Source organism: Modestobacter sp. VKM Ac-2984, assembly GCF_026967985.1.
Lineage (GTDB): Bacteria > Actinomycetota > Actinomycetes > Mycobacteriales > Geodermatophilaceae > Modestobacter.
In genome coordinates, this window is the sequence record NZ_JAPVBJ010000007.1 from 130548 (window position 1) to 154067 (window position 23520).

Annotated in this window: 25 protein-coding genes; 10 read left to right on the forward strand and 15 right to left on the reverse strand. The window is 75.2% G+C overall.

Translation table 11 applies throughout. The annotated features are described in order from the left end of the window. Positions 1 to 65: 65 nt before the first annotated feature. The gene (locus O2W16_RS15270; protein ID WP_269159664.1) at positions 66 to 1289 is read right to left on the reverse strand and encodes an ArsA family ATPase; all 1224 of its coding nucleotides are present in this window, start codon (positions 1287 to 1289) and stop codon (positions 66 to 68) included. Continuing rightward, positions 1286 to 2308 (reverse strand): ArsA-related P-loop ATPase, encoded by a 1023-nt coding sequence (locus O2W16_RS15275; RefSeq protein WP_269159665.1) that lies wholly within the window; start codon positions 2306 to 2308, stop codon positions 1286 to 1288. Before O2W16_RS15275 ends, O2W16_RS15270 begins: the two co-directional genes overlap by 4 nt. Positions 2309 to 2369: 61 nt before the next feature. On the opposite strand from O2W16_RS15275, the gene O2W16_RS15280 reads away from it, so the two are divergent. From O2W16_RS15280 to O2W16_RS15290, 3 genes are read left to right on the forward strand one after another with little or no spacing between them, the layout of a single operon-like run. Continuing rightward, on the forward strand, positions 2370 to 2543 hold the full coding sequence (locus O2W16_RS15280) for a hypothetical protein (RefSeq protein WP_269159666.1): 174 nt from the start codon (positions 2370 to 2372) through the stop codon (positions 2541 to 2543). 7 nt (positions 2544 to 2550) lie between these two features. Beyond that, a complete protein-coding gene (locus tag O2W16_RS15285; protein ID WP_269159667.1) occupies positions 2551 to 3018 on the forward strand; it encodes a RidA family protein in 468 nt (155 codons plus the stop codon). Further along, positions 3015 to 3818 (forward strand): NUDIX hydrolase, encoded by an 804-nt coding sequence (locus O2W16_RS15290; protein ID WP_269159668.1) that lies wholly within the window; start codon positions 3015 to 3017, stop codon positions 3816 to 3818. Before O2W16_RS15285 ends, O2W16_RS15290 begins: the two co-directional genes overlap by 4 nt. 310 nt (positions 3819 to 4128) lie before the next feature. Here the strand turns inward: O2W16_RS15290 and O2W16_RS15295 are convergent, their stop codons facing one another. Both O2W16_RS15295 and O2W16_RS15300 read right to left on the reverse strand, forming a co-directional pair. Further along, entirely contained in the window at positions 4129 to 4827 is a 699-nt protein-coding gene (locus O2W16_RS15295; protein WP_269159669.1) for a Crp/Fnr family transcriptional regulator, read from the reverse strand. A 140-nt stretch (positions 4828 to 4967) separates the two neighbouring features. After that, entirely contained in the window at positions 4968 to 5261 is a 294-nt protein-coding gene (locus tag O2W16_RS15300) for a hypothetical protein (protein WP_269159670.1), read from the reverse strand. A gap of 156 nt (positions 5262 to 5417) precedes the next feature. On the opposite strand from O2W16_RS15300, the gene nth reads away from it, so the two are divergent. From nth to O2W16_RS15325, 5 genes are read left to right on the forward strand one after another with little or no spacing between them, the layout of a single operon-like run. Beyond that, positions 5418 to 6230 (forward strand): endonuclease III, encoded by an 813-nt coding sequence (nth, locus tag O2W16_RS15305; RefSeq protein ID WP_269159671.1) that lies wholly within the window; start codon positions 5418 to 5420, stop codon positions 6228 to 6230. Continuing rightward, complete coding sequence (locus tag O2W16_RS15310) at positions 6227 to 6823, forward strand: TlpA family protein disulfide reductase (RefSeq protein WP_269159672.1); 597 nt, start codon at positions 6227 to 6229, stop codon at positions 6821 to 6823. Before nth ends, O2W16_RS15310 begins: the two co-directional genes overlap by 4 nt. After that, positions 6820 to 7584 (forward strand): NUDIX hydrolase, encoded by a 765-nt coding sequence (locus O2W16_RS15315; protein WP_269159673.1) that lies wholly within the window; start codon positions 6820 to 6822, stop codon positions 7582 to 7584. The genes O2W16_RS15310 and O2W16_RS15315 overlap by 4 nt, the downstream gene beginning before the upstream one ends. Beyond that, positions 7581 to 8090, forward strand: coding sequence for a plastocyanin/azurin family copper-binding protein (locus O2W16_RS15320; protein ID WP_269159674.1), 510 nt, complete (start codon positions 7581 to 7583; stop codon positions 8088 to 8090). Before O2W16_RS15315 ends, O2W16_RS15320 begins: the two co-directional genes overlap by 4 nt. A gap of 47 nt (positions 8091 to 8137) precedes the next feature. Beyond that, positions 8138 to 9319: a MarP family serine protease gene (locus O2W16_RS15325; protein ID WP_269159675.1), complete on the forward strand. Its 1182-nt coding sequence runs from the start codon at positions 8138 to 8140 to the stop codon at positions 9317 to 9319. 93 nt (positions 9320 to 9412) lie between these two features. On the opposite strand, the gene O2W16_RS15330 is transcribed toward O2W16_RS15325, so the two are convergent. The 4 genes from O2W16_RS15330 to acs all read right to left on the reverse strand — a co-directional run bounded on the left by O2W16_RS15330 (position 9413) and on the right by acs (position 13981). Beyond that, a complete protein-coding gene (locus O2W16_RS15330; RefSeq protein ID WP_269159676.1) occupies positions 9413 to 10336 on the reverse strand; it encodes an alpha/beta fold hydrolase in 924 nt (307 codons plus the stop codon). 74 nt (positions 10337 to 10410) lie between these two features. Beyond that, positions 10411 to 10941 (reverse strand): phage holin family protein, encoded by a 531-nt coding sequence (locus O2W16_RS15335; RefSeq protein WP_269159677.1) that lies wholly within the window; start codon positions 10939 to 10941, stop codon positions 10411 to 10413. 118 nt (positions 10942 to 11059) lie between these two features. Further along, a complete protein-coding gene (locus O2W16_RS15340) occupies positions 11060 to 11779 on the reverse strand; it encodes a helix-turn-helix domain-containing protein (RefSeq protein WP_269159678.1) in 720 nt (239 codons plus the stop codon). Between the two features lie 234 nt (positions 11780 to 12013). Next, the gene (acs, locus tag O2W16_RS15345) at positions 12014 to 13981 is read right to left on the reverse strand and encodes an acetate--CoA ligase (RefSeq protein WP_269159679.1); all 1968 of its coding nucleotides are present in this window, start codon (positions 13979 to 13981) and stop codon (positions 12014 to 12016) included. A 128-nt stretch (positions 13982 to 14109) separates the two neighbouring features. Between acs and O2W16_RS15350 the strand changes: the two genes are divergently transcribed. Then, positions 14110 to 14835 (forward strand): (2Fe-2S)-binding protein, encoded by a 726-nt coding sequence (locus O2W16_RS15350; RefSeq protein WP_269159680.1) that lies wholly within the window; start codon positions 14110 to 14112, stop codon positions 14833 to 14835. A gap of 68 nt (positions 14836 to 14903) precedes the next feature. Here O2W16_RS15350 and O2W16_RS15355 read toward each other — a convergent pair whose 3' ends face one another. Continuing rightward, complete coding sequence (locus O2W16_RS15355; RefSeq protein WP_269159681.1) at positions 14904 to 16235, reverse strand: esterase; 1332 nt, start codon at positions 16233 to 16235, stop codon at positions 14904 to 14906. 121 nt (positions 16236 to 16356) lie between these two features. After that, entirely contained in the window at positions 16357 to 16896 is a 540-nt protein-coding gene (locus O2W16_RS15360; RefSeq protein WP_269159682.1) for a CGNR zinc finger domain-containing protein, read from the reverse strand. A gap of 78 nt (positions 16897 to 16974) precedes the next feature. Between O2W16_RS15360 and O2W16_RS15365 the strand changes: the two genes are divergently transcribed. Next, a complete protein-coding gene (locus O2W16_RS15365) occupies positions 16975 to 17958 on the forward strand; it encodes an EamA family transporter (protein WP_269159683.1) in 984 nt (327 codons plus the stop codon). A gap of 30 nt (positions 17959 to 17988) precedes the next feature. On the opposite strand, the gene O2W16_RS15370 is transcribed toward O2W16_RS15365, so the two are convergent. From O2W16_RS15370 to O2W16_RS15390, 5 genes are read right to left on the reverse strand one after another with little or no spacing between them, the layout of a single operon-like run. Next, positions 17989 to 18852: an alpha/beta fold hydrolase gene (locus O2W16_RS15370; RefSeq protein WP_269159684.1), complete on the reverse strand. Its 864-nt coding sequence runs from the start codon at positions 18850 to 18852 to the stop codon at positions 17989 to 17991. A gap of 41 nt (positions 18853 to 18893) precedes the next feature. Continuing rightward, on the reverse strand, positions 18894 to 20090 hold the full coding sequence (cobA, locus tag O2W16_RS15375; RefSeq protein ID WP_269159685.1) for a uroporphyrinogen-III C-methyltransferase: 1197 nt from the start codon (positions 20088 to 20090) through the stop codon (positions 18894 to 18896). Between the two features lie 32 nt (positions 20091 to 20122). Continuing rightward, the gene (gene cobT / locus O2W16_RS15380) at positions 20123 to 21211 is read right to left on the reverse strand and encodes a nicotinate-nucleotide--dimethylbenzimidazole phosphoribosyltransferase (protein ID WP_269159806.1); all 1089 of its coding nucleotides are present in this window, start codon (positions 21209 to 21211) and stop codon (positions 20123 to 20125) included. Then, the gene (gene cobC / locus O2W16_RS15385; protein WP_269159686.1) at positions 21208 to 22617 is read right to left on the reverse strand and encodes an Rv2231c family pyridoxal phosphate-dependent protein CobC; all 1410 of its coding nucleotides are present in this window, start codon (positions 22615 to 22617) and stop codon (positions 21208 to 21210) included. Before cobC ends, cobT begins: the two co-directional genes overlap by 4 nt. After that, on the reverse strand, positions 22614 to 23459 hold the full coding sequence (locus O2W16_RS15390; RefSeq protein WP_269159687.1) for an energy-coupling factor ABC transporter ATP-binding protein: 846 nt from the start codon (positions 23457 to 23459) through the stop codon (positions 22614 to 22616). The genes cobC and O2W16_RS15390 overlap by 4 nt, the downstream gene beginning before the upstream one ends. Positions 23460 to 23520 lie beyond the last annotated feature (61 nt).

Below are 23520 nucleotides of genomic sequence, written 5' to 3' on the forward strand. Positions count from 1 at the left end.
CGTGGACACGAACGGGGGACGCACCTGTTCCTCCTGCCCCTCCCGCCCCGCGGGAGGGGCGCCGGTCAGCCGGCCTGGGGGCGGACCGGCAGCACCCGACTGCGCGGCGTGCCCGTCCCGGTGTCGCCCTCCGCGGCGAGCAGCGCCTCGCCCATCACCCGCAGCCCGTCCAGGTCGTGGACGTCCCCGGCCGCCGCCGGCACCGTCCGCACCGGCACCTCCGGGTGGGCGCTGGTGAACCGGTCGGCCAGCCGCTGCTCCCGGGTGGCGACCGTCATCCGCTCGGCGTGCACCCGCAGCGCCCCCGCGGCGAGCTCGGCGCCCGGGCCCCCGGCCTCGGCCACCGCCTCGGCGGCGCCCTCCGCGCGGGTGGCCGACAGGGCCGTGGTGGCCGGCGGGTGGGTGCGGTTGAGCACCAGCCCGGCCAGCGGCATCCCCTCGGTGGAGAGCCGGTCGACGAAGTAGGAGGCCTCGCGCAGCGCGTCCGGCTCCGGGGCGGCGACGACGACGAACGACGTCCCCGGCTGGCGGAGCAGCTCGTAGGTCGCGTTCGCCCGCTCCCGGAAGCCCCCGAACATGGTGTCCAGCGCGGAGACGAACGCGGAGATGTCGTTGAGCAGCTGGCCGCCCAGGATCTTGCTGATGATCCGGCTGAACAGCAGGAAGCCGGCGCCCAAGAACCGCACCCCGGCCCGGCCGCCGGCCCGCGCCGGGGCGGTCAGCAGCCGGATCATCGTGCCGTCGAGGAAGCGGCTCATCCGGTTCGGGGCGTCCAGGAAGTCCAGCGCCGACCGGGACGGCGGGGTGTCGACGATGACCAGGTCCCAGCGGTCGCTGGCCCGCAGCTGCCCGAGCTTCTCCATCGCCATGTACTCCTGCGTCCCGGCGAAGGAGGAGGAGAGCGCCTGGTAGAAGGGGTTGTCGAAGATCACCTGCGCCCGCTCGGGCGTCGAGTGCGCGGAGACGACGTCGTCGAACGTCCGCTTCATGTCCAGCATCATCGCGTGCAGCTCGCCCGGGGCACCGGGCGTCTCGACCAGCCGCGGTTCGTTGTCCAGCTCGACCAGGCCCAGCGACTGGGCCAGCCGGCGGGCCGGGTCGATGGTCAGCACCACGACCTCCCGGCCGGCCTCGGCCGCGGCCAGCGCGAGCGCCGCCGAGGTCGTCGTCTTGCCCACGCCACCGGAGCCGCAGCACACGATGATCCGCGTCTCCCGGTCGCTGACCAGCGCGGCCAGGTCCAGCGACGGTGCCGGGGCGGGCCGCCGGGGCGGCTGGGCGGCGGTCACGCGGCCACCTCGCTGCGCAGGTGCCCGTCGAGCCGGTCGGCCAGCTCGAACAGGCAGCCCAGGTCGATCGGCGACGACGACAGCGGCAGCTCCACCACCGGGCGGCCCAGCGCCTCGACGTCACCGCGCAGTGCGTCCTGGGAGATCCAGCGGCGGGCGTGCTCGACCGCCTCGGCCACCAGCCCGTCCGCCAGCCCGTCGGCCCCGGCCAGCTGGGCCGCGCCGAGGGCCGGCTGCAGGTCCTCGCCGGTCAGCCGGCCCTCGGCGATGCGGGCCAGGCTGGACGCGGGCAGGAGCGGCTCGGTCGCCATGTTGACGATCACCGACCCGACCGGCAGCCCGGCCGCGGTCAGCTCGGTGATCGCGTCGGCGGTCTCCTGGACCGGCATGTCCTCCAGCAGGGTCACCACGTGCACCGCCGTCTGCGGCGAACGGAACACCGCCATCACCCCGTCGCTCTGCGCCCTGATCGGGCCCGACCGGGCCAGTCCGGACACCTCGTTGGTCACGTTCAGGAACCGGGTGATCCGGCCGGTCGGTGGTGCGTCCACGACGACGGCGTCGTAGACCGGTCGGCCGTTCTCCCGCCGGGTCACCGCCTCCTTGACCTTCCCGGTGAGCAGCACGTCGCGGAGCCCGGGCGCGATGGCGGTGGCGAAGTCGATCGCACCCATCTTGCGCAGCGCCCGGCCGGCCCGCTTCAGGTTGTAGAACATGTCCAGGTACTCGAGGAAGGCCGCCTCGACGTCGATCGCCAGCGCCTTCACCTCACCGCCCCCTCGGGCCACCGCGACCCGCCGCTCCTCGTAGGGCAGTGGCGGGGTGTCGAACAGCTGGGCGATGCCCTGCCGGCCCTCGGTCTCCACCAGCAGCACGTGGCCGCCGTCGGCGGCCAGCGAGAGGGCGAGGGCCGCGGCGACCGTCGTCTTCCCGGTGCCGCCCTTCCCGGTGACGACATGGCACCGCACCGGCACCGCTCCTGGACGCGACGGTTCCCGGTGCACGGGCTCTGAGCTCACCCGCACCAGCCTACGAGCGGTGGCCGCTCCCGGCGCATCCCGCCTGCGCTAGCGTCGCGGCATGAGTGATTCGGCCCGTCGGACCTGGGAGTACGCGACCATCCCGCTGCTCACCCACAACACCAAGGCGATCCTGGACTCCTGGGGCGTCGACGGCTGGGAGCTGGTGACCGTCGTCCCCGGTCCGGGCGGCGGCGACCAGCTGGTGGCCTACCTCAAGCGCCCGACCAGCTGAGACGACGATGACCAGCCCCGTCTCCTGGCACGCCCGGCTCGCCGAGCTCGGCGTCCGGCTCCCCCCGGTGGCCGCCCCGGTCGCCGCCTACGTGCCGGCCATCCGCACCGGCCAGCTGGTCTTCACCTCCGGTCAGCTGCCGTTCGTCGACGGCGGGCTGCGCCGCACCGGCAAGGTCGGCGGCGCCGTCGACATCGAGGACGCCGCGGGCGACGCCAAGGTGTGCGCGCTCAACGCGCTGGCCGCGATCGACGACCTGGTCGGCCTGGACTCCGTGGCCCGCATCGTGCGGGTCGTCGGCTACGTGGCCAGCGCCGAGGGCTTCTCCGCCCAGCCGCGGGTCGTCAACGGCGCCAGCGAGTTCCTCGGCCGCGTCTTCGGTGAGGCCGGGCAGCACGCCCGCAGCGCCGTCGGCGTCGCCGAGCTCCCGATGAACGCTCCGGTCGAGGTCGAGCTCACCGTCGAGCTGCGGTGAACGGTCCGGCGCCGATCCGGCAGGCGGCGACGGTGTTGTTGCTCCGGGACGGTGCCGCGGGGCCGGAGGTGTACCTGCTGCGGCGGACGCGGGGGATGCCGTTCGCCGGGGGGATGACCGCCTACCCCGGTGGCGGGGTCGACGACCGGGACGGTGACACCGAGCTGGCCTGGGTGGGCCCGCCGCCGGCCCACTGGGCGAGCGCCTTCGGCTGCGACGAGCGACTGGCCCGCGAGCTGGTGTGCGCCGCCGTCCGGGAGACGTTCGAGGAGGCAGGCGTGCTGCTGGCCGGCCCGGCGGACGGCTCCGGCGTCGTGGTGCCCGACGTCTCCGGCGACGACTGGGAGGCGGAGCGGCAGGCCCTCATGGCCCACGAGCTCTCGCTGGCCGAGCTGCTGGCCGGCCGCGGGCTCGCACTGCGGGCCGACCTGCTGCGGCCCTTCGCGCACTGGATCACCCCGCCCCCGGAACGACGGCGTTACGACACCAAGTTCTTCGCCGCGCTGCTGCCCGTCGGCCAGGAGGCGCGCGACGTCTCCGGAGAGGCCGACGAAGCGGTCTGGACGACGCCCGCCGCCGCGCTCGCCGAGCACGCGGCCGGGACCCGGCCGATGCTGCCGCCCACGATCCACACGCTGGGCCAGCTGGCGGCCTTCCCCGACGCCGCGGCGACCCTGGCCGGATCGCCGCCGGCACCCCTCGAGCCGATCAGCCCCACCTTCGAGCAGGGGCCGGACGGCAACTACGCGGTGCTGCCCGACGGGACCCGGATCCGGATGGTCGCGGCTCTGCCTTCGTGATCCTGCCGGATCACAACGCGGCCAGGAGCCGGTGCCGGGTGCGCTGAGCCGTTGGCCGTGTCCCGGGGAGGGACCCTCCGGGCCCCGTCCCCGGGCCACCCCTCGCTCCGCTCGGGTGTAGTACCGCGGCCAGGTGCCGGCGGCGGCTGCGTTGCGTGGTTGGCCGTGTCCCGGTGAGGGACCCTGCGGGCCCCGTCCCCGGGCCACCCTCGCTGCGCTCGGGTTCGCACCACTGGGGCACCTGATTGCCACCACATCGACGAGGGCCCCTCCCGGTGAACCGGGAGGGGCCCTCGTCAGCGCCGTGGGGTCAGCGGGCGCGGCGGCGGAGACGCTCTTCGTCGAGGACGACGACCGACTTGCCCTGCAGCTGGATCCAGCCGCGGTGCACGAAGTCGGCCAGCGCCTTGTTCACCGTCTCGCGGGAGGCGCCCACCAGCTGGGCCAGCTCCTCCTGGGTCAGGTCGTGCTTGACGCGGAGACCGTCGGTCTCCCGGCTGCCGAAGCGGTCGGCCATCTGCAGCAGCGCCTTGGCCACCCGGCCGGGGACGTCGGTGAAGATGAGGTCGGCGACCGAGTCGTTGGTGCGCCGCAGCCGCCGGGCCAGCACCCGCAGCAGCTGCTCGCCGATCTCGGGGTGGGCGGTGATCCACGGCCGCAGCATGGTGTTCGGCATCTTGGCCAGGCGCACGTCGGTGACGGCGGTGGCCGTCGCGGTGCGCGGACCCGGGTCGAAAACCGAGAGCTCACCGAACTGGTCGGAGGGGCCCATCACGGCCAGCACGTTCTCCCGGCCGTCCGGTGCCCGGCGGGAGATCTTCACCTTGCCGGACAGGACGACGTAGAGGCTGTCGCCCGACTCGCCCTCGTTGAAGACGACCCGGCCGCGGGGCAGCACCACCGTCTCCAGTGCGCTCGCCACCGGCTCGGCGGCATCTTCCGACAGCCCCTGGAAGAGACCGGACTGGGCAAGGACCTCGTCCACGTGCACCTCTCGCAACGTCCTCACGGGTGCGATGGCGACCCGCGTTACTCGGAGAGTCTAGGGCCTGTGGCCCGCCTCACCAGTGCACTCCGTCACGAACCTGCCCACTCTGAGTGGCAGCGGGTGGCCACAGCTCCCTGCGGTGCAGGTCGGACGCCCGGAACTCAGTCCTCGTCGACCGGGTCGATGTCGGCGTCGGCCACCGGGTGGGCCCGCTCGGTCAGCACCGGACGGGGGGCGCTGCGGGCCCGGCCGCGGCGGCGCGCCCGCCAGCGGCTCATCGCCCGGCGGATCCCCGAGTTGGCCAACGTGCCCACCTCGCCCGGGGTGGCCGAGCCGAGGAAGTCCTCGACCTCCCGCTGCGAGGTCGGGCGCCGCAGTGGCTCCTCGACCCGCTCCATGACCAGCAGGAACGCGATCAGCAGGGGAGGGAACAAGATGACGATGAGGGCGACCACGAGCACCTCCTCGGGAGGACGACCCCCCGGCGGGGGCGTCGGGCGGGGACCAGGTCGTCGAGCGGTCGTGGGGCGTCTCCGGCCACCGACCGGGTCCGCACCACCACCGAGTATGACGGGCGGTGGCTGTCAGCGGAGACGCCTACCCTCACTCGCGTGTCCCGGCCCGCCACCTCACCCGACGCCCCGCCGGCCTACACGCGGCCGGCGCGCGCCCCCCGCCCCGGACGCGCCGCCCGGTTGGGCGTGTCCCCGTTCGACCCGGAGGAGAGCCCGCTGGCCCGCACCCGCCGGGCCCGGCGGATGGCCCGCGAGCTGACGGTCATCCACCCCGATGCGCACTGCGAGCTGGACTTCACCACGCCGCTGGAGCTGCTGGTCGCCACGGTCCTGTCGGCGCAGACCACCGACAAGACGGTCAACAAGGTCACCCCGGTGCTGTTCGCCCGGTACCCCGATGCCGCGGCCTACGCCGGGGCGGACCGGGCCGAGCTCGAGGAGGTCCTGAAGCCCACCGGCTTCTTCCGGGCCAAGGCCAACTCGGTGATCGGCCTGGGGCAGGCGCTGGTCGAGCGCTTCGACGGCGAGGTGCCCGGCCGGCTGGCCGACCTGGTGACCCTGCCGGGGGTCGGCCGGAAGACCGCCAACGTCGTCCTCGGCAACGCCTTCGGGGTGCCGGGTCTGACCGTCGACACCCACTTCGGCCGGCTGGTCCGCCGGTTCGGCTGGACGGCGGAGGAGGACCCGGTCAAGGTCGAGGCCGAGATCGCGGAGGTCATCCCCAAGAAGGAGTGGACGATGTTCTCCCACCGGGTGATCTTCCACGGCCGGCGCGTCTGTCACGCCAAGAAGCCCGCCTGCGGCGCGTGTGGTCTGGCGGCCTGGTGTCCGTCCTACGGGATCGGCCCGCTCGACCCCGAGGTCGCGGCCAAGCTGGTCAAGTCCCCGGCCGCCTCGGACACCGAGTGAGCCGGGCACTGCGGGCCCTCGGTGCCCTCGGCCTGCTGGCGGGCGTGCTGACCGGGTGCTCGTCGGAGGACGCCGCGCCCGAGGAGACCGTCGCGTCACCGGCGGGCAGCGACGTGGGCTCGGTGGAGACCGACCTCGAACCCTGCCCGGAGCAGGCCGACGTCCCGGCCGCCGACAGCGACCTGCCGGCCACCGTCTTCGACTGCTTCGGCGGCGGCACCCTGGACCTCAGCCGCGCCCCGGGGGTGCCCACGGTGCTCAACCTGTGGGCCAGTTGGTGCGGCCCCTGCCGGGAGGAGCTGCCGCTGGTGCAGCAGCTCGCCGACGCCGCCGGTGACCAGGTGCGGGTGCTGGGCGTGGTCTCCGTGGACCGGGTGCCCGCAGCGGCCTCCTTCGCCGACGACGCCGGGGTGACCTTCCCCAGCGCGTTCGACGCCGACGGTGAGGTGATGGCCGGGATGGGCGTCAACAACCTCCCGTACACCCTCTTCCTGGCCGCCGACGGCTCGGTCGCCCACGTCCAGGTCGGCCCGGTGCACTCCCTGGAGGAGTTCGAGGGGCTCGTGGCCGAGCACCTCGGGGTGCAGCTGTGACGGTCTCCGCCGCAGAGCTCGAGGAGCTCCCCGAACACCTGCAGCGGCTGGTGGCCAACGCCGGGCAGCTGCCGCTGTGGCACCGGCACGGGAAGCCCTCCGGCAGCGCCCGCCGCTCGGCGGTGCTCATCCTCTTCGGCGAAGGGCCGGCCGGACCCGACGTGCTGCTGATCGAGAAGTCGGCGCACCTGCGCAGTCACGCCGGGCAGCCGGCCTTCCCGGGCGGCGGCGCCGACCCGGGCGACGACTACCCGGTGGGGACGGCGCTGCGCGAGGCCCACGAGGAGGCCGGCGTCGACCCGGACGGGGTCCAGGTGCTGGCCACCCTGCCCGCGCTGTTCCTCGGCCCGTCGGACAACCTCGTCGTCCCGGTCCTCGGCTGGTGGGACGACCCCCGCGACGTGACCACCGGTGACCCCCGTGAGGTGGCGCGGGTGGCCCGGGTGCCGCTGAGCGACCTGGTCGACCCGGCCAACCGCTTCCGGGTGCGCCACCCCGCCGGGTACGTCGGCCCGGCGTTCGGGGTGGCCGACATGGTCGTCTGGGGCTTCACCGCGGCCCTCCTCGACGCGGTCCTGGAGGCCGCGGGGCTGGAGCAGCCGTGGGACGACGGTGACGTGCGTCCCCTCGCCGTCCCTCCCGTGCGCCCGGGGGACGTGCGGGACGAGCCGGTCGACTCCGATGTGGCCGACCGCGCCGCGCCGACGGTGGCCGAGGACGCCGGGCGGCCCGGCTCCGCGCGTACCGTTCCAGGGCGATGACCACCCGTTCCAGCGCCATGAGCACGGCCCTCTCCGGTGCCGGCGGCGGACGACGCCGCCTGCCCGCCCGCACGCTGCCCGGCCCGCTGCTGGCCCTCGCCGTCGCCACCGCCCTGCTCGCCGGCTGCAGCTCCGAGCCGGCGCTCCCGGAGGTGGAGCGCACCGCCGCCGCCGAGGCCGGTACGGTGCGCACCGCCTCCGACGGCGTCCAGGAGATCACCCTGGAGACCGGCGACGACTACGTCTTCACCCCGGACACCTTCACCGTGGCCCCCGGCGAGGTGCGGCTCACCCTGCTCAACTCGGGGGAGCAGATGACGCACAACTTCCTGTTCACCGCGGGGGCGGGCCCGGCCGAGATCGCCGAGCAGATCCCGGTGCTCGGCCCGGGCCAGAGCGACACGATCGAGTTCACCGTCACCGAGCCCGGCGAGTACCCCTTCGAGTGCAGCTTCCACGTGGCACTGGGGCAGGTCGGCACGATGACGGTGAGCTCCCCGGGATGACGGTGCAGGGAGCAGCTCGGCTCGCGATCGACCGGGGGTGCTGACCGGTGTCCCTGGTCGACCTGACCCTCATCGTGCTCGCGCTCGTGTTCGCGCTGTCGGGGTTCCGGCAGGGGCTGATCATCTCGGCCACCTCGTTCGTGGGGTTCTTCGGCGGGGCCGTCGTCGGCGCGCAGCTCTCCGGCCCGATCGCCGACGACCTGGCCAACTCCTCGGTGACCCGGGTGTTCATCGCCCTGGTCGTGGTGCTGGCCGGCGCGCTGATCGGCCAGCTGCTGGCGGGCCTGATCGGCCGCGCCGTGCGCAGGTGGATCACCTGGGAGCCGGCCAAGGTCGTCGACTCGGTGGCCGGGGCGGTGGTCTCGGCCCTCGCCGTCCTGCTCGTGGCGTGGATGGTGGCGATCCCGCTGGCCAGCTCGCCGTTCCCCGGCGTGGCCGGTCAGGTGCGGCAGTCCTCGCTCGTCCAGGCCGTCGACCGCACCGTGCCCAACCAGGTGCGCACGCTCTACGACTCGCTGCGTGAGGCGATCGACCGGCAGGGCCTGCCCGACGTCCTGGACCCGCTGACCCCCACCCAGTCACGTGACGTGCCGGCGCCGGACCAGGCCCTGCTGGCCAGCCCGGTGGTCGAGCAGGTCCGAGGATCGGTGGTGCAGATCCGGGGCATCGCGGCGTCGTGCTCCCGGCAGATCGACGGCTCCGGCTTCGTCTTCGCCGACGACCGGGTGATGACCAACGCCCACGTGCTGGCCGGCGTCACCGAGCCGACCGTCATCGCCGAGGGCGAGGCCTACGACGCCGTCACGGTGTACGTCGACGAGGACCTCGACGTCGCCGTGCTGGCCGTCCCGGGGCTCCCGCAGATGCCGCTCGCCTTCTCCGACGCCCCCGTCGACACCGGCGCCGACGCGATCGTCATGGGCTACCCCGGTGGGGGGCCCTTCTACGTCGGACCGGCCCGGGTGCGCGACCGCGGGGACATCAGCGGCCCGGACTTCCGGGCCACCCGCACCGTGCAGCGCGACGTCTACGCCCTCTACGGGCAGGTGCGGGCGGGCAACTCCGGCGGCCCGCTGCTGGCCCCCGACGGGTCGGTGCTCGGCGTGGTCTTCGCCTCGGCGATCGACGACCCCGACACCGGCTATGCGCTCACCGCCGAGGAGGTGTCCGAGGCCGCGACGATCGGCGGCGCTGCGGTCGCCGAGGTCGGCACCGGCGCCTGCGAGTGAAAGGACCCCGTCCCCCTCATCCCTCGCGAGCTCGGGACGAGCCTCTGGACGGGGCCACGGCGCGGGACCTTGCAGCGGGGCCGTTCCATCGGGCTACCTCGCCCAGTCGGCGATGGCGGCGGTGACCTCGTCGGGGGCCTCCTCGTGCGGGAAGTGCCCCACGCCGGGCAGCTCCCGCCACTCGTAGGCGCCGGCCACGTAGCGGCCGGAACCGCGGGCGGTCGCGGGCAGCACCGCGGGGTCCATCGCCCCGTGCAGCTGCAGGGTGGGGGCGGTGACGGGCGCGGCCATCCGCCGGGCGAACCGCCACCCGTCCGGGCGCAGCTGCGAGCGACCGGCCCAGCGGTAGTACTCCATCGCCCCGTAGGCCGCCTGCGGGATGCGACTGGCCGACCGGTACCGGGTCACGGCCTCGGCGAAGTCGGCGGTGTGCACCCAGGAGGGACCGGCCCAGCGGCGCATCAGCTCGGCCACCGGGTCGTCGTCGGGCCGGGTCAGGCGCCGTTCCGGCAGCCGGGGGAGCTGGAAGGGCAGCGCGTAGGCCAGCGCCCGCCGTTGCCGCGGATCGCCGACCGAGCTGCGCAGCCGCCGGGGGTGTGCGGCCGAGACGACGACGAGAGCGCGCACGCTCCGGGGGTGCAGCGCGGCCATCGTCCAGGCGACCAGGCCACCCCAGTCGGAGCCGACGACGACCGCCTCCTCCTCACCGAGCGCGCGGACCACGGCGGCGGCGTCGGCGGCGGCGGTCGGCAGGTCGTACCCGCGCGGTGGCTTGTCGCTGGCGCCGTAGCCCCGCAGGTCGGGGGCGACCACCCGGAACCCGGCGGCGGCCAGGCCGGTCAGCTGGGAACGCCAGGACCACCAGAACTGCGGGAACCCGTGCAGCAGCAGGACCAGCGGACCGCTGCCGGCCTCGGCGGCGTGCAGCCGGACGCCGTTGGCCGAGACGTCCCGGTGCGCCCACGGGCCCGGGAGCAGGACGCTGGTGGCGTCGGGCCGCTCCTCGGGCACCGTCACGGCTGCCCCGGGCCGGGGCTCGTCGGCTCGGGGCGCCCCGCGCCCGGTGAGCCGGCGGGCCCCGTCTCTCAGGTTCAGCGCAGGGGGGCGTGCGCGTCCTGGCGGACGACCTGGCCGTCCCGCACGGTCGGCAGGTCGTGGGTCCGCTTGCCCGGGGCCTCGCGACGCATGACGTCGGGGAGGTCCTGCAGCGTCTCGATGGTGCGCTCGGGCTTCTTGATCTTCTTGACCAGTCGCCAGCCGACCAGGCCGACGATCGCCGCGATCAGGACGAGCAGACCGAAAACGATGAGGAACGCCGCCCACCGGGGGAGCCAGACGGCGAGCAGTTCGGCGAGGAAGAAGAAGAAGAAGAACCCGGCGAAGGCGAGCATGACGCCGGCTGCGGCGAACGCTGCGGCGCCGGCCCCGCCGCGCTTGACCGACGTGCCGATCTCGGCCTTGGCCAGCTCGATCTCGCCGCGCACGAGGGTGGACACATCGGCCATCGCGCTCTTGGCGAGCGTGCCGACCGAGGGCTCGGCAGGCCCGGTGGGACGACCCGCGAGCGGGGTCGCCCCGGCGGGACGACCCGCCGGCGGAGTCGTCGAGACACTGTGGGCCACGGATGGCTCCTCCCTGGTCGGTGCCGATCGGACGACGCGGCACGTGCTGTCCGGGTGATCGTGCCGCATGCCGACGTTCATCGCCGTCCGGGGTCACCCGGGCGGGCCACGGCGCCGCTCAGGCGATGTCGCACCGGCACCGGCATTCGTCCACGTGCGGGACGGCCCGTCGTCTCGCGGAGAGCTCCTCGTCACCGAAGAGGAGCTCGTCGCACGCTGCCGGACAGCTGCAGGTCAGCACCAGGAGGCCGAGGGAGCGCTGCTCGGTGCCGCGGAGGGCTCGTCGCTCCCGCTCCCGCTCCCGCTGTCGGGCGACGGCGGCGAGGCGCCGGGCGCGGGCCCGGTCGTCCGGGCTGTCCCCGGGCCGGGGCAGCTGGTGGTCGGCGGGTGTACCGGTGGCGTCCCGGAACCGGTCGCGCAGCGGCCGCCCCCGGTCGAAGGTGTACCAGGGTGGGGTCCGGCTGTAGCGCTCCGCGCCGTGCCACCAGCCCTCGTCCCCGTGGCGGACGTCCAGGTGAGCCGGGAAGAGGCGACCGCAGCGGTCCCGGACGGCGCCGGGCGTCATGCCGGCCACCTCCCGGCCGGACGCATCGAGGAGCCCCAGCCGGAGCCCGGCCAGCGTCGCTGCCCGGGCCAGCACGCCGGCCGGCAGATCCCGGGCTCCGGTCTCGACCTGGGCGATCATGGAGGCGGCGACGCCGAGCGCCCCGGCGAGCTCCCGTTGGGAGAGGTCGGCGGTGCGGCGGATGCGGCGCAGCAGCGACCCGAGTCGCAGCGGCGCGCCATCGGCCGGCACGTCGGTACCTGGCGCCGGCTCGCCGGGCTCGTCGTCCGTCACCCGGCCGATGGTGCCGTCCCGGCGATGGCGACGCGGGGCGGACAGCGGGCCCTGTGGACGGGCGGGACGCTGGTGGTCGGTGCTGAGCCGGAGCGGGTGACGTGCTGGCGGAGCTTGTGCTCTGCTCACTGGTGGTGAGCAGAGCACAAGCTCCGCCGATGCCCCCCGCAGCCCTGTCCGCCTGCGGCCGGGCGCCCGCCCCGGTCGCCGCGTCGAACCCCGAGGGGTGTGCCCTCAGTCCTCGCTGGGGGCGGCGGGGAGCTTGGAGCTGATCAGGTCCATCACCGAGGAGTCGGTCAGCGTGCTGACGTCACCCAGTTCCCGGTTCTCCGCGATGTCCCGCAGCAGCCGGCGCATGATCTTCCCCGAGCGGGTCTTGGGGAGCTCGGCGACGACCATGATCTGGCGCGGGCTGGCGATCGGCCCGATCTCCTTGCGGACGTGCTGACGTAGCACCTTCACCAGGTCCTCGCCGGAGTCGACGGCGTCCCCGCGCAGGATCACGAACGCGACGATGCCCTGCCCGGTGGTGGGGTCGGTCGCGCCGACGACCGCGGCCTCGGCCACCGTCGGGTGGCTGACCAGCGCGGACTCGACCTCGGTGGTGGAGATCCGGTGCCCGGAGACGTTCATGACGTCGTCGACCCGGCCGAGCAGCCAGATGTCGCCGTCCTCGTCGAGCTTGGCGCCGTCGCCGGCGAAGTAGACGCCCTGGCCGTACCGGCTCCAGTAGGTGTCCTTGTACCGCTCGTCGTCGCCCCAGATCGTGCGCAGCATGGACGGCCAGGGCTCGGTGAGCACCAGGTAGCCGGTGGCGCCGGGCTCGATCGGCTTGCCCTCCTCGTCCACCACGCTGGCCGCGATGCCCGGGAACGGGCGCTGGGCGGAGCCGGGCTTGAGGGTGGTCGTGCCCGGCAGCGGGGTGATCATGTGGGCGCCGGTCTCGGTCTGCCACCAGGTGTCCACGATCGGGCAGCGGCCGCCGCCGATGTTCTTGTGGTACCAGAGCCAGGCCTCGGGGTTGATCGGCTCACCGACCGAGCCGAGCAGCCGCAGCGAGGAGAGGTCGAAGCCGGCCGGGACGTCGTCGCCCCACTTCATGAACGTGCGGATCGTGGTCGGGGCGGTGTACAGGATCGTGACCCCGTACTGCTGCACGATCTCCCACCAGCGGCCCCGGTGCGGGGTCTCCGGGGTGCCCTCGTACATCACCGAGGTGGCCCGGTTGGCCAGCGGCCCGTAGACGATGTAGCTGTGGCCGGTGACCCAGCCGACGTCGGCCGCGGTCCAGAAGACGTCGGTGTCGGGCTTGAGGTCGAAGGTCGCCCAGTGGGTGTAGGAGACCTGGGTGAGGTAACCGCCGGAGGTGTGCAGGATCCCCTTGGGCTTCGCCGTCGTGCCCGAGGTGTACATGATGTAGAGCGGGTGCTCGGCGTCGAAGGCCTGCGCCTCGTGCTCGGCCGACTGCCCGGCGACCAGGTCGTGCCACCAGACGTCGCGACCCTCGGTCCACTCGACGTCGGTCTCGGTGCGCTTGACCACCAGCACGCTGCGCACGCCCTCGGTCTTGGTCAGCGCCTCGTCGACGTTCGGCTTCAGCGGGCTCGGTGCACCCCGCCGGTAGCCGCCGTCGGCGGTGATGACCACCTTGGCGTCGGCGTCGGTGATCCGGCTGGCGAGGGCGTCGGGGGAGAAGCCGCCGAAGACGACCATGTGGACGGCGCCGATGCGCGCGCAGGCCAGCATGGAGATCACCGCCTCCGGGATCATCGGCAGGTAGATGGTGACCCGGTCGCCGGCGGTCACGCCGAGCTCGGTGAGCGCGTTGGCCGCGCGGCAGACCTCGTCCTTGAGCTGGGCGTAGGTGAGCGTGCGGGTGTCGCCGGGCTCACCGACCCAGTGGTAGGCGACCTGGTCGCCGTGGCCGGCTTCGACGTGCCGGTCGACGCAGTTCACCGCGACGTTGAGCTTCCCGCCGACGAACCACTTGGCGAACGGCGGGTTGCTCCAGTCCAGCGCCTGGTCCCAGGGCTCGGCCCAGTCCAGTCGGCGGGCGGCCTCCTCCCAGAAGCCGATCCGGTCGGCGGCCGCGCGCTCGTGGACGTCGGGTCCCGCGTTGGCGGACGCGGCCAGCTCCGGCGGGGGCGGGAAGCCGCCCTCGGGCAGCTGGTCGGACAGGGCCTGATCAGTCGTCTCGCTCATGCGCACCTCCGTGGTCGGGCGCCGCCTGGACTTCGCGGCGCTGCCTCAGTGCACAACCTATGGCCCCCGTCACCCTGTCGTCAGGTCAGTGCCGCACGCGGTCGGCACGAGGTGGGCAGACTGGGCGGGTGAGCGACGACGGGGCCCAGGCGCTGGTGGTCTCCCGGCTGCCCGGCGCCGCGGCACTCGGGCTGCTCGCCCCACCGTCGGCGACCGTCGTCCCGGGGTCGCTGCTGGCCGACCCGGGCTGGACGGCGGAGGTGCTGGCCGCCCGTGCCGTGCGGCAGCGGACCGGCGACCGGCGGGTGCTGGCCACCGTCTGGTGGTACTCGGTGTCCAGCGTGCTCCTCACCCCGGTGCTGGCCGGGCTGGTGACCGGGGTGCCCCTGTCGGCACGGCTGGCGGACACCACCGTGCACGCGCTGGCCGGTGGCGTGCCGGTGGCGGCGACCACCCGCGGGAGAGGTGGTCCGGACGTGGTCGGCGACCTGCGGACGACGATCGGCGCGGTCGTCGCCGCGGTGGCCGAGGCCGGCGGGGTCCGCGAACGGCCGCTGTGGGCGATCGCCACCGACTCCCTCGCCAACCGGCTGCTCGCCCTCGGTCGTGCGGTCGGGGACGAGGGCGCGGTGACCGCGCTGGCCGGGCCGCTGGCCGCCGCGATCGGGGAGCCGTTGCCGGCGCCGCGGTACGTCGACGTCGACCGGCCCGACGGCAGCACGGCCCGGTTCACCCGGCGGGCCTCCTGCTGCCTGCTCTACCGGGTGCCGCACGAGGTGGTCTGCACCTCGTGCCCGCGCCGGGACCCGGCCGAGCGCCGGGTGCTGCTCGAGGACCTCGCTGAACGGATGTGAGTCGAACGGATGTGAGCCGAACGGATGTGACGGCGCGGGGGGCCGCATGCGGCCCCCCGTGCCGGCGATCAGCAGGCGCCGACGTCGTAGGCCCGCAGCGGCACCGTGAAGCGGCAGCCGTACTGCGGGTCGGCGACCACTGCGGCGTCGAGCACGTCGTCGCCGGCCGGCCGCACACCGTCCTCGACCCAGGCGACCAGGTCGGTGAACGCCTGCTGGTACTCCTGCGCGCTGAAGTCGCAGTGCCCGACGGCGCGGATGGCCCGCTGCACGAGCAGGTCGCTGTTGCCGCGGGCGGCGGCGTCCCGGGCGTACTCCTGCTCCATGCTGAACGGCACGAACAGGTCACCCAGGCCGTGCAGCGAGAGCACCGGCACGTCGAAGCGGCCGTCGATGGTGGGCACGCCGGAGAGGCCGCGGCTGCCGCGGTCGGCCCGGACCCGCAGGATCTCCTCGTTCAGCGCCTGCTCCTCGGCCGTCAGCTGCGGGTCGGCGTCCAGCTGGTAGACCGTGTCCGCGTTGCCGCCGACCGCGCCGCGCTCCTCGCCGAGACCCGGGTAGACCGGGTACACGGTGAACAGGAAGTCGGCGAAGGCGGCGAAGCCCGCCTCGAACAGCGGCCGGTCCCCGCCCGTCCGCTGCTCGGTGAGCGCCCGCAGGTCCGCGCCCGCCTCGGTGAGGACGTAGGGGTAGGGAGTCCCGAGCTCGGCCTTCATCTGCGGCACGGTGGTGGTCAGGTAGTCGGCCGGCGCCGGGTAGACCGGCGGGGTGTCGGTGAGCGCCTGCGCGGCGGCGTTGTAGTCCAGGAACGTGTCGAACAGCCGCCGGTCGCCCATCACGCCGCACGCCGGCAGCGCGCCGTCGTAGTCGTTCGGGTACTGCTCGATGCTCACCCCGGTGACGTGCCCGCCCATCGAGACCCCGGACAGGTACGTGAGGTCGGCCTTGCCCACGGTCTTCTCGAAGTACCGGAGCAGCCGGTGGGTGCTCTTCACCCCGGAGACGACGTCGTACCCGTTCTCGGTGTAGCTGGAGGCGGCCCAGGCGTAGCCCTCGTCGACCAGGTGCTGCCGGAGGCCGTCGGGTGGGGCGTCGACGGTCAGGGTCGGGCCGGTGCCGCGGTACCCGTGCGCCCACATGACCAGGTCGCCGTTCCAGTCCGCCGGCACCTCGATCCGGTAGCCGGCGCCCTTCAGCACGCCCCAGGTGCGGGTGGTGGTGGTGCCCGGCAGCGCCTCGAACGGCAGCGCCGCCTCGTCGACGACGTACTCGATCTCGGGCGACTGCGGGTACTGGGGGGCGGGCTGGTGCTTCGGCTGGGCCGTGGCCGGGCCGGTGAACACGGTGCTGACCAGGGCCAGCGCCATCGGCGCGAGCAGCAGTCGGGTGCGGCGGTGCATGGGGTCCTCCGGGACGTCGTCGTTGACGGTGAACGGACGCTAGCCCACGGTGATGTCGATCACTGCCGCGGGCCGGGCGGTCGGCCGGCGGGAGCCGGCGGACGCCGCCCCGGTGCGCGGGTCAGTCGGCCGCGCGCCGGGCCCGGTAGGCGGCCACGTGCTCGCGGTTGGCGCACGTGCTGTCACAGAACCGCCGGCTGGCGTTCTTGGTGAGGTCGACCAGGACGTCGTCGCAGGCGGAGGCGGCACATCGGCGCAACCGGTCGAGCGCACCGGCGCGCACCACGTCGGCCAGGGCCATGGCGGCCTCCACGCCCCACCGGTCGGCGACCGAGGCATCCGGCTCGGTGGCGTGGACGTGGTAGCCCCAGTCGTCGTGCCGGACCAGCTGCGGCAGGGCGTTCCCCTCCCGCAGCAGCCGGTTGACGACAGCCACCACGCCGTCCTCGTCGGCGTCCCAGACCTCGGCCAGCACCGACCGCAGCTCGTGCACCGCGGCCAGCTCGGCGGCGTCGCCGGCCCGGCTGCCGGTGAACTGCCAGTCGTCCAGGAACGCGGCCAACGCCGACGGGTCGGGCAGTCGCTCCTCGCCGTCCCCGGTGGTGTTCACCAGCGCGGCGGCGCTGGCGAGCCCCACCTCGGTGTCATGGGCAAAGAGCATGTGACTCCTGTACTCCTCTGCTAGCGTCCGCTGTACAGGAGCGTACGTCGGTTGACTTCTGACGAGGGGGTGTCTGCCGTGCTCGACCGTCGGACCGGGCTGACCGGACTGCTGCTGGCCGTGGTCTCCGCGGCCGCGTTCGGCACCTCGGGGGTGTTCGCCACCGCGCTGCTGGACGCCGGCTGGACCGCCGGCTCCGCCGTGACCGTGCGGATCGCGGTGGCGTCGCTGGCGCTCGCCGTCCCGGCCCTGGCCCAGCTGCGGGGCAGGTGGTCGCTGCTGCGGGCCAACGCCGGCGCCGTCCTGTCCTTCGGCGCGCTGGCCGTCGCGCTGCCCCAGCTGGCCTACTTCAACGCCGTCTCCCGGCTGTCGGTCGGCGTGGCGCTGCTGCTGGAGTACTCGGGCGTGCTGCTCGTCGTGCTCTGGACCTGGGCGCGGCTCGGGCAACGGCCGAGCCGGCTCACCGGCGCCGGGATCGTGGTGGCCGTCGGCGGTCTGGTGCTGGTCCTCGACGTCCTCAGCGGCGCGCAGATCGACCCGCTGGGCGTGATGTGGGGCCTGATCGCAGCGGTGGGGCTGGCCTCCTACTTCGTCCTCTCCGCCGACTCCGACGACGCGCTGCCGCCGCTGGTCAGTGCCTGGGCCGGCCTCGCGGTGGGTGCCCTGGCGCTCGGCGCGGCAGCTCTCGTCGGCGTCCTCCCGTGGCGCACCACCGCCGTGGACGTCGAGCTGGCCGGCCGGTCGACCAGCTGGCTGGTCCCGGTGCTCGGCGTGGCGTTGGTGTCGGCGGCACTCGCCTACGCCACCGGGATCGCCGCCGTCCGGCGGCTCGGCTCGCGGCTCAGCTCGTTCGTCGGGCTGAGCGAGGTGCTGTTCGCGGTGGTGGCGGCGTGGCTGGCGCTGGGGCAGCAGCCGAGCGTCGTGCAGCTGGTCGGCGGGGTCGTCGTCCTGGTGGGGATCGTGCTGGTCCGGCTGGGGGAGGACCGCCCGCCGGCCGACACGGCCGACGTCGACCCGGTGCCGGCCACCGCAGGACCGCAGGCGCCGACGCCCGGGCGGTGACCCGTCGTCTCCGTCAGCGGCCCCCGGCGGTCAGCTGCCCCGGACCCGGCGGACCCAGCGGGCGATCTGCTCGGCGGTCTCCTCGGTGCGGGTCAGCGCCACCATGTGCCCGGCGCCGGGCAGCTGGACGAGCTCACCGTCGGCCAGCTTCGGCATCAGCTCGTCGATCTCCTCCTGCGGCACCTCCGGGTCGTGCTCGCCGTGCACCACCAGGGTGGGCACGGTCAGCGCCGAGGCGTACTGGACGCCGTTGGTGCTGACGCTGGCCAGCGTGGTCCGGGCCAGCGGGACCCGCCGGCTGCCCATGAAGTCCTCCCGCACCTGGGCGACCGCGTCCTTCGGCGCACCCGGCTCGAAGGCGAACTGCCGCACCAGCCAGTCGGCCAGCGGCACGATCGGCTTGACCCGGTTGGCGACCACGGCCACCAGGCGCAGGACGTAGAGCCAGACCCGGCGGAGCATGCGGCGGGCCACCGGCGGCAGGTCGCGGGCGAGCCCGGGGGCGGTGACCCCCGAGCCGCCCGAGCCGGCGAACACGACCCCGCTGATCCGGTCCAGCCCGAGGTCGCGGGCGTGGACGACGATGATGCCGCCGCCGAGGCTGCTGCCGACCACGACCGCCTGCCCGTCGGGCACGACCTCCTCCAGCACCGCCGCCAGGTCCTGGGCGTGTGCCTCGAGGCTGTAGTCGCCGGCGGGTGCGTTCGCGCTGCGCCCGTGGCCGCGCAGGTCGTACAGCACCACCCGGTGACGGTCGGCGAGCAGCTCGGGCACGCGACCCCAGGAGCCCGTGGTCATGCCCAGGCCGTTGACGAACACGACCACGGGGCCGTCGGCCGGGCCCTGGACCTGCAGGGGGAGGACGGTGGCATCGGAGGAGACGACGTGGCGCACCGGGGCAACCTACGTCCACCGCGCGTCGGTCGCTCGGTGGATCAGCCGGCGCCGAGGGCCACCACGTCGCCGACCACCCACACGGCGGGCGGCCGGACGCCCTCGTCGGCGATGGTCGTCCCCAGTCCCGCCAGGGTGGTGCGCAGGGTCCGCTGCGAGGGGCTGGCGCCGTCGCTGACCACGGCGACCGGCGTCTCCGGCGCCCGGCCGTGCTCGACGAGGGCTGCGGAGATCGCCGGGGCGGTGTCCACGCCCATCAGCACCACGATGGTGCCGCGCAGCCGGCCCAGCGCCGCCCAGTCGACCAGGGACGCCGGGTGTCCCGGTGGCACGTGCCCGGAGACCACGACGAACTCGTGGGTCAGCCCGCGGTGGGTGACCGGGACGCCGGCCAGCCCGGGGACGGCGATCGCACTGGTCACCCCGGGCACGACCTCGACCGGCACGCCGGCCGCGGCGCACGCCTCGAGCTCCTCGTAGCCGCGGCCGAAGACGAACGGGTCGCCGCCCTTGAGGCGCACCACCCGGCGGCCGGCCAGGGCGTGGGAGACCAGCAGCTCGTTGATCTGCTCCTGCGCCATCGAGCGCCCGCGCGGCAGCTTGGAGGCGTCGATGACCAGCACGTCGGCGGGCAGGGAGGCCAGCAGCCCCTGCGGGGCGAGGTGGTCGGCGACGACGACGTCCGCCGTGGCGACCGCCTGCCGGCCGCGCACCGTGACCAGCCCGGGGTCACCCGGACCGCCCCCCACCAGGACGACGCTGCCGGCGGCCACCGACGGCGTGCGGGAGGCGCGGTCGGCGATGGAGCCGTCGGTCAACCCGGTCAGCACCGCGTCCCGCACGCCGATGGCCCGCTGCGGGTCACCGCCCCCGTGCACGCCGATGACGAGGTCGCCCTGCCGGCCGACCGCCGGGGTCCAGACGGTGGAGACCGAACGGTCGTCGGCGCGGGCGCAGAACACCCGGTCGCGCTCGGCCTCGGCGGCGACGGCGGCGTTCACGTCCGGGTCGTCGGTGGCGGCCACGGCGTACCACGCCCCGGCCAGGTCGCCCGCGACCCAGCGGCGCGGGTGCCAGGTGACCGAACCGGGTGCGACCAGGGCCTCGAGGGCCGGCGTGAGCTCGGGGCTGACCACGGTGACCTGCGCGCGGGCCTCGAGGAGCCCGGCGACCCGGCGGTGCGCCACCTGGCCCCCGCCGACGACGACGACGCGGCGACCGGCCAGTCGCAGGCCCACCGGGTAGACGGTGCCCGGATCCGGAGCGGCGGTCACTTCTCGGTCACACCGGCGGAGTCGAAGGTGGCGACGTCGCGCAGCGCACGGGCCGCACTGGCCACCAGGGGCAGGCTCAGCAGCGCCCCGGTGCCCTCGCCGAGGCGCAGGTCGAGCCCGAGCAGCGGGCGCAGGCCCAGCGCGCGCAGGGCGAGGCCGGCGCCGGGCTCGGCCGAGGTGTGCCCGGCCAGGGCGTGCGCCAGGGCCGCGGGGCACAGCGCTGCGGCGACGAGGGCGGCCGAGCCGGCGATCACGCCGTCCAGCAGCACCGGCACCCGGGCGGCTGCGGCACCGAGCACGAAGCCGGCCAGCGCGGCGTGCTCCAGGCCGCCCAGCTCCGCCAGCGCGGCGAGGGCCGCCTCGGGGGTGGCCGGGCGGACCGGCACCCGGGCCACCGCGCGGGTGACCACCGCGATCTTGCGTTCCAGCGTGGGGTCGTCGATGCCGGTGCCGCGGCCGGTCGCCGCGGCCGGGGCAGCGCCGGTGAACGCGCAGACCAGGGCCGCGGCGGCGGTGGTGTTGCCGATCCCCATGTCGCCGGTGACCAGGCACCCGGAGCCGGCGGCGAGCGTCGTCGCCACCTCGATGCCGACCTCGACCGCCTGCCGGGCCTCGGCGAGGGTCATCGCCGGACCGAGCGAGAGGTCGGCGGTGCCGCGGCGGACGTTGCGCTCCAGCAGCCCCGCGGCGGGGCCGACCGGGGTGGCCACGCCGACGTCGACCACGACCACCTCGGCGCCCAGCTGGGCGGCGAAGGCGTTGACCACGGCGCCGCCGGCGGCGAAGTTCGCCACCATCTGCGCGGTGACCTCCTGCGGCCACGGGGTGACGCCCTGGGCGTGCACGCCGTGGTCGCCGGCGAAGACCGCGACCGCGGCCGGTTCGGGCAGTGGGGGTGGGCACACCCCGGCGATGCCGGCCAGCTGCGCCGCGACGTCCTCGAGCACGCCGAGGGAGCCGGGGGGCTTGGTCATCCGGTCCAGCCGCTCCCGAGCGGCCCGCTCGGCGGTGCTGTCCCGCGGGGTGATGGCCGCGATGGTCGCACCCAGCAGCGTGCCGGCGAAGGGGGTCGGGTCGGTGCTCAGCGGACCTCCTCGGTCGTGTCGATCGGGTCAAGGGTCTCAGCCAGCGCCGACGCGAACGCACGGGAGGTCTCCGGGTCCCGGACGGCGACCCGCAGGTGGTCGCTGGTCAGGCCGGGGAACGTGTCGCCCCGGCGCACCGCCCAGCCGCGGTCGCGCAGCCGCTGGCGCACCCGAGCACCGCCGGGCACGCGCAGCAGCAGGAACGACGACCGCGGCTCGGCCACGACGTGCACCCCGGCGGGCAGTGCGGCGACCAGCGCGGCCCGGTGCTCGGTGAGCCGGTGCGCCACCTCCTCGGCCTCGGCCCGGGCGGCCGGGATGGTGCAGGCGGCCAGTGCGGCGAGCGCGGGGGTCGAAACCGGCCAGTGCGGTTGCTGTGCGGCCAGCGCAGCGACCAGGTCGGCCGGTCCCAGCGCGTAGCCGACCCGCAGCCCGGCCAGGCCCCAGGTCTTGGTCAGGCTGCGCACCACCAGCAGCCCGGGCAGGTCGGCGCGGCCGGCCAGCGACTCCGGCTCCCCGGGCACGGTGTCGGCGAACGCCTCGTCCACCAGCAGCACCCGCCCCGGGCGGGTCAGCGCAGCGAGGTCGGCGGCGGGGTGCAGCACCGACGTCGGGTTGGTCGGGTTCCCGACGACGACGAGGTCGGCGTCGGCCGGGACCGCCGCCGGGTCCAGCCGGTACCCCGGTCCGGTCAGCAGCAGCCGCTCCACCGGGTGGCCGGCGGCGCGCAGCGCGGCCTCCGGCTCGGTGAAGGAGGGGTGGACGACGACCGCGCGGCGGGGGCGCAGCGCCCGGGCGACCAGCGTGAACGTCTCGGCCGCGCCGGCGGTGAGCAGCACCTCGGCGGGGTCGCGGTGGTGGGCGGCGGCGACGGCGGCGCGGGCCGGGCGCGGGTCGGGGTAGGCGGCGCTGGCGTCGAGGGCGTCGACCAGGACGGCGCGCAGCCAGGCCGGGAGGGCGTCCGCGCGGACGTTGACCGCGAGGTCGACCAGCCCGGGGGCGACCTCGGCGTCGCCGTGATGACGGAGGTCGACGTCGTGGACGTCGGTGGTGACGGCCACCGCCACCGTGACCCGGCCGTGCACCCTCTTGCTGACGACGAGCCGGCCACCCCCGAGCAGGGCCGCCGCCTCGGCCACCGACGCCGTGCCGACGGCGGCGGCGACCCGCGCCGACGGGGTGGGCACCGGGACGGCGGCCAGGGCGGCGGCCGGGTGCCCGGTCAGCAGCCAGCCGCGGCGCGCCGCCGCCTCGCGCACCCCCGGCTCGGCGGCCCGGACGTCCAGCGTGGCCAGCCGGACCGGGCCCTCCGGGGCCGGCAGCACGGCGTCGACGGCGGCCAGCACCTCCGCGGCGCTCACCCCGGTGGTGACGCCCACGCCGACGGTCGTCCTCGGGCCGGTCACGTGCGCACGCCGGGGCGGTCGGGGAGGGCGGCCAGCAGCGCGTCGGCGTCGCGGGGGAGGGCGCCGTCGGGCAGCAGCCCGAGGGCCTGCAGCCGCGCGCCGACGCTGAGGGCCCACGGGCGGTCCAGCCGGGCGCGGGCCAGCAGCGCGTCGTCGCCCAGGACGACGTCCGGCGCGCCCTGCACCACCCCGCCGTCCACCACGACGGCGACCTCGTCGGCCCAGCGCAGCGCCAGGTCGACGTCGTGGGTGCTCATCACGATCGTCGAGTCGGCCTCCTGCAGCCGGGTCAGTGCGGCCAGGGCCTCGCCGACCGCGGTCGGGTCGAGCCCGGCGGTCGGCTCGTCGAGCATCAGCACGCAGGGCCGCATCGCCACCGCGCCGGCGATCGCCACCCGCTTGCGCTCGCCGTAGGAGAGCTGGTGCGTCGGGCGGCCGGCCAGGTGTGCCACGGCGAGCAGCTCCAGGGCCTCCGCCACCCGGGCACGGACCTCCTCCTCCGGCAGGCCGAGGTTGACCGGGCCGAAGGAGACGTCCTGCGCGACCGAGGCGCTGAACAGCTGGTCGTCGGGGTCCTGCAGCACCAGCTGCACCGCCTGCCGGTGGGCGCGCAGGCCCTTCCGGGTGGCGTGCAGCTCGGCGCCGTCCAGCGTGATCCGGCCGCGGGTGGGCGGCAGCGCCCCGGACAGACAGCGCAGCAGCGTCGTCTTGCCCGAGCCGTTCGCGCCCAGCAGCGCGAGCCGGCGGCCGGGCGGCACGGTCAGCGACGCGCCGTCGAGCACCCGGGCGCCGCGCTCGTACCCGGCGACCAGGCCCTCCGCGGCCAGGGTCAGGTGGCTCACAGCGCCTCCTCGCTGGCGCTCGTCGGCGGTGATCGCCGAGGCGCTGCGCCCATGGACGAGC